The organism is Candidatus Auribacterota bacterium (genome assembly GCA_026392035.1).
Taxonomy (GTDB): domain Bacteria; phylum Auribacterota; class Tritonobacteria; order UBA1439; family UBA1439; genus JAPLCX01.
Genome location: JAPLCX010000106.1, coordinates 1 through 11643, shown reverse-complemented (window position 1 = coordinate 11643; position 11643 = coordinate 1). Strand labels below are relative to the sequence as shown.

Annotated in this window: 8 protein-coding genes; 4 read left to right on the top strand and 4 right to left on the bottom strand. The window is 56.3% G+C overall.

What is annotated here, in order from left to right:
* Positions 1-272: 272 nt before the first annotated feature.
* From NTX71_11355 to NTX71_11340, 4 genes are all read left to right on the top strand, one after another.
* Positions 273-857 (top strand): helix-hairpin-helix domain-containing protein, encoded by a 585-nt coding sequence (locus NTX71_11355; protein MCX6340494.1) that lies wholly within the window; start codon positions 273-275, stop codon positions 855-857.
* A 101-nt stretch (positions 858-958) separates the two neighbouring features.
* Positions 959-1336 carry an STAS domain-containing protein gene (locus tag NTX71_11350; protein ID MCX6340493.1) on the top strand — a complete coding sequence of 126 codons (378 nt, stop codon included), beginning with the start codon at positions 959-961 and terminating at the stop codon, positions 1334-1336.
* Entirely contained in the window at positions 1336-1776 is a 441-nt protein-coding gene (locus NTX71_11345) for a hypothetical protein (protein MCX6340492.1), read from the top strand. The genes NTX71_11350 and NTX71_11345 overlap by 1 nt, the downstream gene beginning before the upstream one ends.
* A gap of 28 nt (positions 1777-1804) precedes the next feature.
* On the top strand, positions 1805-2455 hold the full coding sequence (locus NTX71_11340; GenBank protein MCX6340491.1) for a hypothetical protein: 651 nt from the start codon (positions 1805-1807) through the stop codon (positions 2453-2455).
* Here NTX71_11340 and NTX71_11335 read toward each other — a convergent pair.
* The 4 genes from NTX71_11335 to NTX71_11320 are packed head-to-tail and all read right to left on the bottom strand — an operon-like array spanning position 2452 to position 11055.
* Positions 2452-5169, bottom strand: coding sequence for a calcium-transporting P-type ATPase, PMR1-type (locus NTX71_11335; protein MCX6340490.1), 2718 nt, complete (start codon positions 5167-5169; stop codon positions 2452-2454). The two genes, NTX71_11340 and NTX71_11335, sit on opposite strands and share 4 nt — an antisense overlap.
* A 2-nt stretch (positions 5170-5171) precedes the next feature.
* Positions 5172-8366: an efflux RND transporter permease subunit gene (locus tag NTX71_11330; protein MCX6340489.1), complete on the bottom strand. Its 3195-nt coding sequence runs from the start codon at positions 8364-8366 to the stop codon at positions 5172-5174.
* Positions 8367-8377: 11 nt separating this feature from the next.
* On the bottom strand, positions 8378-9802 hold the full coding sequence (locus NTX71_11325) for an efflux RND transporter periplasmic adaptor subunit (GenBank protein MCX6340488.1): 1425 nt from the start codon (positions 9800-9802) through the stop codon (positions 8378-8380).
* Between the two features lie 8 nt (positions 9803-9810).
* Positions 9811-11055, bottom strand: a complete 1245-nt coding sequence (locus NTX71_11320; GenBank protein MCX6340487.1) for a TolC family protein — start codon at positions 11053-11055, stop codon at positions 9811-9813.
* Between the last annotated feature and the right edge of the window lie 588 nt (positions 11056-11643).

The window sequence follows — 11643 nt, the reverse complement described above, 5'->3', positions numbered from 1 at the left end:
TGTCTTTGCCCGACGCTACGATCTTCTGCAAATACTGTCGTTCATGTTCAGTCAACTTAACGCGGTGGCTTTTTTGGCTCATGGGTATCTCCTCTCTTTAGAAGATAATACCATGAGGTATAACAACTATCAATAACTAGTTTAACAATGTAGTAGTCTATTCTATAGTAATCCGCGTTCATCTGCGTACATCTGCGGCGAAAATATGTGCATATAGTATTCCGATAAGGTACTGTGTGTATCTGTGTTCATCTGTGGTTTAATTTCAAAACATGAAGTTTTATTTTGAGGAGCGGCTGGCGGTTTTTATCATTCTCGCGGTCCTGATTCCCGCTGCCCTGCTCCTCGGATACGTCAGGTATCCGCAGATATTCCTTTCACCGTCGCAGATCGGGGCGCGAGACGCGTTAGTCGTGACGGTCGCGGGCGCCGTTGAACGGCCTGGAGCGTACAGGGTAGCGAAGGGGAGTATGGCCCGAGCTGCCGCCATCGCCGCCGGGCCGCAGGGGGATGCGGCGCTGGAGTACCTGGATTCTCCTGTCGCGCTCGTTGAAAACGAGCTCGTGTACGTACCCCGCGCGGGTGAGGAGATCGCCGCGAGGGAGCGGAACAGGGAAACGGCCCTGAGGCGCGTGCGGAGGCCTGTGCAGGTGAAGCGCATTGATATCAACACCGCCGCACAGGATGAACTGGCGACAATCCCCGGCATCGGTGATAAGATGGCAGAGGCGATCGCCCTCGAACGCGCGCGAGGGCCGTTTCGCAGCACGGCTGAGCTCGAGAGGGTGCCTGGAATAGGACGGAAGAAGTATGAGAAGATGAAGGACTACATCACCGTGGGCGCCACAGAAAAGTAAAGCAACTAATAACCACTGAGGGCACTGAGTACACTGAGGAAAAATTGAAGGTTATTTTCAGTGTCTTCAGTGGTTAAACTAACTCAATGATCGGAGGGAATATGAAGCGGAAGATACTCGGGATGATGGGCAAGATGGAAGTGCTCGTGCGCGAAGAGGGGAGGGTGGGGATTATCGAGATGGCCGGAGAGATCGATATCTATAACTGTGGTGAACTCAGGAAGATTATCGACGAGTACATCAACCGCAAAATTACCAGGATCGTGGTGGATCTTGGAAAGGTTACCTACATAGACAGCTCGACCATAGGGGTCCTGCTCTCTGAACAGAAGCGCCTGGACGCGCAGCGGGGCGGTTTGAAACTCCTCAATCTGAAGGGAGCCCCCCGAAACGTCCTTGAGATGGCCCGCCTGCAAGATATCTTTTCTATCTACGACGATGAGCGGAAGGCGATTGAATCGTTTGGGGGAACTGACTGATGTATTGTAGCCGCTGTGAGATCGATTATTTCGGCGGGAGCACCTGCGCGAAGTGCGGTGGTCCGCTGGAGAGAGGCGAGCTGCGATTCTCGCGCATGGGGCAGCCCCGCTTCTCTGGGGGGGCGTCGCCCATGGGCGAACCCAGCTCCGCTCGCCACGTTGCCCGAGCGGATAAGGAACCGGGTCGATCAGAGGGTTTCCTGGTACGGTGTGGTTATAAGTTCGTCGAATCGGTGTTCGCGTGTGCATTGTTCAGCGTCGTGCTCCGCGTCGGCACTTTCATATTCAAAGTCATTGACTCTCTGATAGCAACCGGCGGTGATATTCGACCGGGGATAAGCCTGCTCACCGAGATGGAAAAAGCGATCAGCGGGTACGACGTATGCTTCTGGGTGCTGATCACGGTTCTGGTATTCAGATTCAGGCATAATCCCCGGTGAGGGCAGACATCGGATAGTGAGGGCCTCTATGGCAGAAGTGGCGCGCAACGGATTCCTGGGTCGCCGGGATACCCTCCTCGGAGAGATCTGCGAGATGGCGGAGAAGATCGAGCGGTTGTTCAGGCTCGCGGTGGAGGGCTTTGGCCGCTTCCGCGCGGAGAGCCTCCGGCAGGCCCTCGAAGGAGGGCAGGCGGTTGAGCGGGAGGCCGAGAGGCTCACGGCGTCTCTCGTCGCCCTCGCAGAGGGGCGCCCCGATGGTGAACGGGCGGGCATACAATCGGACATCGGCGCGGTCAGCCAGTTGAAATTGGTCAGCGGGTGCATAGAGGATTACTGCGAATCGGCCATGGCGAAAATAAAGGAGGGTTTGCTCTTCAGTGACGATGCGTTCAAGGAGATCGAGGATCTTCACGCCGAGGTGGATTCGCTCCTGCACCGCGCCATTCAGGCAGTCAGGGGAGGGGAGGGGGGCCTGTCGTCAACGGTAGCGGAAAAGGGCCGCGCGGTTAAGCTGATGATCAGCAATTTCAGCATTGAGCACGAGAAGAGGCTTATGTCCGGCGCGTGCGAGATCAGGAGCTCCGCCATATTCCTGGATATCCTGGATGCGCTGAGGCGCATCACCGGCCACGCCGTGACCCTGGCGCGCGCCGCCGGTGGTGCCGACATAACGGCCTAAAGAGACCTCAGAAAGTGCACCCTCCTGTTCACTGCCTTCACGATCTCCATCGCCCAGAGGGGCAGAGACGAGATCGCGACTACAAGCAGCCAGTCAAAAATCCCGAGAACCTCCGTCTTGAAGATCCCCTGCAGAAATGGGACGTAGACCACCCCCATTTGGAGAGCGAACGACAGCGCCGTGGCGATGACGAGCTTCCCATTTGAAAAGATGCCGAGCCGGAAGAGCGATTCCGTCATCGACCGGCAGTTGAACGAGTGGAAGAGCTGTGATACCGCGAGCACGATGAATGCGGCTGTCCGCGCGCGCTCAATTCCTTCCTTTTCGATACAGAATACAAAGTGGAACGCGGCGAGACTGCATAGCGCAATGAAGGCACCCTGCAAAAGCATTATGTACGCCCGCTGCCTGGTGACGACCGCCTCGTGCGGTGGGCGTGGAGGGCGGTCCATGATCCCCGGATCCACGGGATCGACGCCCAACGCGAGGGCGGGGAGGCCGTCTGTCACGAGGTTGACCCAGAGGATCTGAATGGGGAGAAGCGGCAACGGCCAACCTACCAGCGAAGAGACGAACATGACGAGTATCTCCCCTGCGTTGCAGGAAAGGAGATAGTGGATGAATTTCTGTATATTGCTGTAGATGCCCCGCCCCTCCTCAACGGCCGCAACGATCGACGCGAAGTTGTCATCGGTGATCACCATATCTGACACTTCCTTGGTGACGTCGGTCCCCGTTATCCCCATCGCGACGCCGATATCAGCTTCTTTTACCGCGGGGGCGTCATTTACCCCGTCTCCCGTCATTGCGACAATATCGCCTCTTGTTCGCCACGCGCGCACGATCCGCAACTTATGTTCGGGTGACACGCGAGCATAAACGGGGACTCTCGCGACCTCGTTGGCGAATTCGGCCTCGCCCAGTTTGTCCATTTCCTCGCCGCTTAGCGCGATGGAGTCATCCTTAAAAAACCCGAGCTGCCGTGCGATGGCAACGGCGGTGTTCTTATGATCCCCGGTGATCATCACCGTCTTGATCCCGGCGCTTTTGCATTCTGCTATGGCGGCCTTGACCTCTTCCCGGGGCGGATCGATCATGGCGATCAATCCCACAAACGTGAGATTCTTCTCAATAGTACGTGGCTCATAGTCTTCGGGAGGAGTCTCGAATATCCTGTAGGCGACTGCCAGAACCCGCATCGCCTGGTCAGCCAGGGCGCTGTTCGATGCAAGAATCGCCTTTCTGTCTTCCACCGAGAGCGTTCTAATGCCGCTCCGTTCGAACAGGGCGGTGCAATCGTCGATCAATATATCGGGCGCCCCTTTGACGAAAGCGATGAGCTGTCCGTCTCGTTTCCGCACCATCGTCATCTTCTTACGCTCGGAATCGAACGGTATTTCCTCAATAAAGGGAAGTGCCTCCTCGATTCTGTTTTTCCATATATCTGCCTTTGCCGCGGCAGTCAGGAGAGCTCCTTCGGTGGGATCACCGACTATCTTGTATCCGCCGTTATCCTTAACGAGCTGAGCGCTATTGCACAGCGCGGCGCACTTCAGAGTTTCAGAGAGCGCGGGGTGATCGTCGAGCCTTGCAGGATCATTATCGAGCAGGAACTCCCCGGTTGGCTCATAGCCTATTCCGGTTATCCTGAACAGGCTGCCCCCCGTATAGATAGCCTGGGCGGTCATCTCGTTCTTGGTCAAAGTTCCGGTTTTATCCGAGCATATGACCGTCGCGCAGCCGAGTGTTTCGACTGAGGGGAGCTTTCTGATCAGCGCGTGGCGCCTGACCATGCGCTGGACGCCCAGGGCCAGAGCGATCGTCACCACTGCCGGCAATCCCTCAGGGATCGCCGCGACCGCAAGGCTCACGGCGGTGAGAAACATATCGAGAACCTTCCCCCCGCGGAGCAGGCCCAGTGCAAACACCATTGCCACCAGCGCAAAGCAGAGATACACAATCCATTTCCCGAACGCTTCGAGCTTTCGCTGTAAGGGAGTCGCCTCGTGCTCTATTTCCTGAATCATATGAGCGATTTTTCCGAGCTCGGTCTGCATGCCTGTCCCGGTGACGAGCGCGCGCGCCTTCCCGAATGAAATCGAAGTGCCCAGATACACCATGTTAGCTCTGTCGGCGAGCGGGACCTCTTTCTCTTCCAGGGAGTGGACTGTTTTCAGGACGGGGGTTGATTCCCCCGTGAGGCTTGCCTCATGGACGCTGAAATTGGCGGTAAGCCAGACAAGGCGGCTGTCAGCAGGAACATTGTCCCCCGCCTCAAGTTCAACGAGATCGCCTGGAACAAGTTCGCTCGAGGGGATGATGCCGTGTTGGCCGTCGCGAATAACTTTTGAAGTGGGGGAGGAGAGCTTTTTTAAGGCGGCAAGGGATTTTTCCGCGCGGTATTCCTGAACGAAGCCCAGGATTGCATTGATGATAACGATCGCAATGATTGCGAGCGCGTCAATCCACTCCTGCAAAAAGCCCGACACCAGCGCCGCGCCGATGAGAACCCAGATGATGAAATCCTGGAACTGCTCGATAAATATCTGGAGCGGAGTGGTGCCTTTCTTTTCCTGAAGCTGATTCGGGCCATACTGTTCAAGGCGCGCGCTGGTCTCACCTTCGGACAGGCCGGTTCGCGTGTCGACCTGCAGCGCTGCGGCCGTTTCATCGGCGGTGAGGCGGTAGAATGATTTTTGGCTAACAGGTATCACGGTCACGTGTGCGGGGTTGAAACGTATTTAATCTCCGAATGATATTTCCAAAGAGTATAAATCGCCGGCAACACCACGAGCGTGAGGATCGTGGAGGAGGTGAGTCCTCCGATCAGCGGCGCGGCTATCCTCTTCATCACATCCGCGCCCGTGCCGACGCTCAGCATCACTGGCATGAGTCCGAATATGTTCGCCCCGACCGTCATCAGCTTGGGTCTGAGCCTCTGGACCGCCCCCTCCATCACCGCATCATAGAGGTCCGCGAGGGATAGCATCTTGCCTTCAGATTTCCGGCGCGCATAGGCTTCGTCCAAATATACGATCATGATGGACCCCGTCTCGGCGGCGACGCCGGCGAGGGCTATCAGCCCCACCCACACTGCGATGCTCATATTGTAGTGCAGCAGGAATAGATACCAGATACCGCCGATGAGTGCGAAGGGCACCGACATCATCACGATCAGTGTCTCGGTGATGGATTTGAAGGTAAAAAAGTAAAGGATGAAAATGACAAACACGGTGAGCGGCACGAATATTTTTAACCTGTCCTTCACCCTTTGCATGTACTCATACTGGCCCGACCAGGTGAGTGAATAACCGGTGGGGAGTTTGATCTTTTCACTCACCGCCCTTTTCGCGTCTTTCACGTAGCTCCCGATGTCGCGTCCCGTCATATCCACGTACACGTAACCTGAGAGCAATCCGTTCTCATCTCGTATCATTGAAGGGCCGAGCTTGAGACTGATATCGGCGAGCTGGGCAATCGGGATCTGCGCATCATCCATGGTCGAAACCAGCACGCGCTTCAATTTCTCGATATCATCTCGCAGTTCGCGGCTATAGCGCACATTCACGGGATAACGCTCGCGTCCCTCGATGGTTGTGGTGATGTTTTCCCCGCCGATGGCATACATGATGACATCATTGACATCTTCGACGGTGAGGCCATAACGGGCAATCTGGTCACGCTTTATATCGAAGTCGAGGTAGTAACCCCCCGTCACCCTCTCGGCGTACACGCTGCGTGTGCCCGGCACCGACTGCAGGACCTGTTCGATATGGGTGCCGATTTTTTCTATCTCATCCAGGTTCGAGCCGTAAATCTTTATGCCCACCGGAGTGCGCACCCCCGTGGTCAGCATGTCGATACGCGCCTTGATTGGCATGGTCCATGCGTTGGTGGTGCCGGGGATCTTCATTTTCTCGTCCATCTCATGGATCAGTTTTTCCCAGGTCATCCCGGGACGCCACTGCCTTCTATCCTTCAGAATCACCGTCGTCTCCATCATGGAGAAGGGCGCCGGGTCTGTTGCGGTGGTCGCCCTCCCCGCCTTGCCGAAGACCCTCTCGACCTCGGGGAATGACCGGAGAATCTTATCCTGCGTCTGGAGCAGTTTGCCCGCCTCGGTAACCGAGAGCCCCGGGAGTGTGGTCGGCATGTAGAGGATGGATCCCTCATTCAGGGGAGGCATGAACTCCGACCCCATCAGCATGAACGCAGGCACGGTGGCGGCCATGCTGATGAGGGCGGCGGCCACGACAAGGTTTCGATGTCGTATCGCCCACAGCGCAACGGGATGATAGATCCTGATCAAGAATTTGCTGAGGGGATGAGTATCTTCAGAAATGATCTTGTTGCCAATGAAGAAATTGGTAATCGAGCACAACCAGCGCGGGGTGAATGCGTATACCTTGCCCCGCATGAGGGTCATCACGAGCGCGGGCGTGAGCGTGATAGCCAGCAGGGCCGCGAAGAAGATGGAGTAGTTCTTGGTGAACGCGAGGGGCTTGAAGAGGCGGCCCTCCTGGGCCTCCAGGGTGAAAACGGGCATGAACGCGATTGCCATGACCACGAGCGAGGCGAATATCGGTGCCCCAACCTCTTTCATCGCCCCGATCATGATCTCCTCCCTGCTCCCCGTGCGCAGCCCCTTCGCCCACTCATCCAGCCGCTTGTGGACGTTCTCCACGAACACGATCGAGGCGTCCACCATGTCCCCGATGGCCACCACGATACCGCCGAGGGACATGATGTTGGTCGTCATTCTCATCCAGCTCATGGGAATGAACGCGATGGCGACGGCGATGGGAAGCCCGATGATGGGTATGAGCGCGGAGCGGAAGTGCAGCAGGAAGAAGATGATCATCACGCTCACAATGATCAGTTCCTGGATAAGATTATCCTTCACCGTGCCGATGGATGCCCTTATGAGATCGGAGCGGTCATAGGTGGTAACGATTTTCACCCCTTTAGGGAGGCCGGGCTCAATCTCCTTTAATCTGGCCTTGACCCTGTTGATGACGTTCAGGGCATTCTCCCCGTGGCGCATGACCACGATCCCGCCCACGACCTCGCCTTTGCCGTCGAGCTCCGCGACGCCTCTTCTGATATCCGGCCCGATTGCCACGGTGCCGATCTGTTTGACGGTTATGGGTATTCCGTCTTTTCCCATTCCCACGGCGATATCCTCTATATCCTTAACCGATTTAATATATCCGTGTCCCCGCACCATATATTCCGCGCCGCTGAACTCGACCAGTCTCCCCCCCACGTCGTTATTGCTCTTGCGGATAGTCTCGACCACCTTCATCAAGGGGATATGGTAGGCGAGGAGGGCGTTGGGGTTGACGGTGACCTGGTACTGCCGGACAAAGCCCCCGATCGTGGCGACCTCGGCGACGCCCGGCACCGACTGGAGGTAGTATCGAAGGTACCAGTCCTGGAAGCTCCTGAGGTCGGCGAGGGAATGCGTGTGGGATTCATCCACGAGCGCGTATTGGAACACCCACCCCACGCCGGTGGCGTCCGGCCCCAGTTCCACCTGCACCCCCTCAGGCAGGCGCGGGATTATCTTACTAAGGTACTCAAGGGTCCGCGACCGGGCCCAGTAGATATCGGTCCCGTCTTCGAAGATAATGTAGACATAGGAAAAGCCGAAATCGGAAAACCCCCTGATATCCTTGACACGGGGGGCTCCGAGCATCGAGGTGACAATCGGGTAGGTGACCTGGTCCTCAATAATGTCGGGCGACCGGTCCCAGCGGGAGTAGATGATGACCTGGGTATCGGAGAGGTCGGGGATAGCGTCCAGGGGCACGTGCATCATGGAATAGAGTCCGACCAGGGTAACAGCGCCCACGAGGAGAAACACGATAAACCTGTTTTTGGCGCAGAACTCAATGATCGCGTTTACCAGTGTGGTCATCGTTATTGCCCATGGCTATGTTCATCGCCGAGACTGGATTTAAGGCGCGACTCAGAATCTATGAGGAAATTCCCTGAGGTAACCACGGAGTCTCCTGCGGAGAGTCCCTCCAGAACCTCATGGTATCCCTCTGCCTTCTGCCCGAGGCGCACCTCCCGTGATTCGAGGTATCCTCCCGGACGCGCAAGGTACACGATCTTCCTCACTCCCGTATCGATGACGGCCGACTCGGGGACGGCGAGCTTTTCTCCGAGTGCCACGTGTATCACCGCGTTCACAAACATCTCAGGCTTCAGTTTATCCTCGCGGTTCGCGACCTCGACCCGCACCTGGTTTGTCCTTGTCATCGGGTCCAGGACAGGGCTGATGGACGCCACCTTCCCCTGGAACTTTTCTCCCGGATAGGCGGAGGTTGAAAGCTCTACGATATCCCCGACCTTCACGAGCCCTATCTCATACTCGTAAATCGCGAGGTATGCCCACACGCTCTCTCCCGTGAGGGGGAGGTAAAGGCTCCTGTCCGCCTTCCTCGTCTTTTCGAGCTGGGCGATCTGGTCATCGCTCATCCCAAAAAGCTTCAGCTTGCGGCGAGCTGCTTCCGTCAGCGATTGTGCCCTGCCCATAGCATCCTTCAGGCCAGAGGCTTTGAGGGTGTCCTCGTTCTGAAGCGCCTGAATGAATTCCTCCTGCGTAACGAAAAGCTCCGGGTCGTAGGCAATCTTACCCGTGGCGCGAACGACCTTCTCCAGTTTCATCTTCTTCACGCGTTCTATCTTCACTCCGATGAGCTGCTGTTTTTCAGGGCTTATGTACACTCCGGGCCCTTCCTCTCCCTCCTCGACCTCTTCGTAGACTGGCACATAGTCCATACCCATGGAGTCTTTCACGGGCACCGGAGAAGTGGCCTCCGGATTCATGGGATTCCTGTAATAGAGGATTTTCCGCTTCCCGGAGATTGCTGTCGCAGCAGAAGCTGCCGCGGGAGGCTTTCCCGATATCTCCACGACTTTTCCGCTCGCCGTGGATATCACCTCCCCGCACACGGGGCAGAGGAGCCTCTCTCCGGGTTTTATGTTTGCTCGCAGCATCATCGGGCAATTCTTCATAGTACAGTGGTGCTCGATGCACACTTCAGCAAGTGTCTTTTCCTGCGCGGGCACCGGCATGGGCCCTGTCGGACCGCGGACCGTTGGCTGTAGGCCATGGACTATGGACTGCGGACCATGGACTGCCTTTTCCCGTCTCACGAGTTTCATGTTGCATATCGGGCAGTCTCCGGGTTTGTCGGAGGTATAGGTGGGGTGCATCGGGCAATAGTACGCGTCCTTTTCGGCGGACTGTGACCGTCCACAACCCGAGAGCGCGCCAACTATGGCGATGCACAATGCTGAAATCAGAATTACCGGAATGAACTTTCTCACTCTCATATGCCACCTCATTCTGCAATGTGGAGATCGACGCCTACGGCCTTTTCAAGATCGGCCAGGGCTACTGTGAATTCTATGAGAGCCTTGTAACGGTCTAATTTGAATTCTATGAGCATTCTCTGACTGTCGAGGAGGGAGAGAAAATCGGCTTTCTCCGATTCGTAGCCCCTGAGGGCGGCTTTCATGGTTTCTTCCGCCTGGGGGATGAAAGAGGACCCATAAAGGTCTGCCACTTTCTTATTTGCCTCCGCCCTCGCATAGGAATCCCTCACATCGAACAATACCATGTTTTGCTTCATCTGGTATTCAGCTCTCACCATATCGAGCTCCGACTTCATCTCTTTCACTCCGAAGAGCTGTTTTTGGAAAAACCAGAGTGGGAGGGTTATCCCCAGCGTCCCGGCCCACATGCCTCCCTGGAGATTGCCATGCGTCACCATTTGCTTAAATTGCACCATGAGATCAGGCATGAACTCGTTGACGGAAAGCTTGAGTGCGGCCTCACCCCGTTCGATCCCGTAATGGTATGCCTTGAGCTCCGGATTGTTGTCCTTCGCCAGCGCGTACAGTTCGTCAAGGGTGGGGGTGCGAGCAATCGCGATGGTGGAAACGGGAACACCGATTTTTCCGGAGGGATCCCTGTTCAGGAGCACGTTGAGCCTGGCTTGGGCGGTCAGGCGTTTCTGCTCGAGCATGATCAGCTCGTTTTCGATCTTCGCGAGTGCAACCTGGGCCTTGAGCGCGTCCGCCTGGGTCCCTGTGCCCGCGGAGTAGCGCGTTGTGGCGATAGACGAAAATTGATCGAGGATACTCTTGTTCTCTCTCGTGATATCGATAGACCTGTAGACGAGGAAGAGGTCAGCGTAGGCGCTTTTCACCTGGGCGATGATACTCCGCTCCTTCGACTGGTAGTTCTCGTAGGCCATCCTGGCGAGCCGCGATGCGATTTTGGCGCGATAGTAGAGTTTGGTGGGAAACGGCACTTCCTGAGAGATCGCATACATGGTCATCGGGTGCCCCGTGAGGTCCCTGTCGGCATTTATCCGGTCATACTCCAGTTCAAGGAGCGGATCCTTGAGGGCTGCGGCCTGGAGGATTCGCGCGGACGCGGCCTCGGAAGCTGTCTTCGCGGCAAGGATTTCGGGGTTGGACGCGAGCGCCTCCCGAATCAAGTCATGAAGCGATGGTGCCGCTGCGGGCTGCGCGGCGGTAACCGCTATGGCGAGAATGCATCGCACCAAAGCATTGCCCATGTCCGCCACCCCTTGTTGCATGCTGATCGGTACAACAAGATTCAGTTTACTACATACTCACGGCGAATGGTGAGATAATTTCGAGCCTTACGTCCTCAGTCACAGGGGAATTCAGTGTGGGAAGTTATCCCAGGATTTCACACCTGCGCGCCGGCACGGATGAGCGGGGATTGCTTCTCGGGTATCGGCGTCAATCCGTGGACGAGACGACTACTCGCGTTTATCCGAGACCCACACAAAACTGAGGAGGTGTGAAAAAATCGTAATGGGACAGTTATGGGGTTTTAGCCGCGGATTTACGCGGATGAACGCAGATAAACCTTTATGCAATCCGCGTGTATCAGCGGCAAGAAACCCTACCTACTCGTACAATGCTTTCTTATCTGCGGCAAACGATTGTTGAAGGCCACCCATAAGTGACCCATTACCGACCGGGTCCGAAAATTATGTTCCGGAACAATTAAAACCGGACAGTGGGAACAATTAAAACCGGACTGGTGTAAGGAGTATCCTGTTCTTTGACAGAGGGAAGAGAGGAGCCCCCATGGGGGCTCGCGGCCTAACTTGACTGGTACTAATTATTGTGTT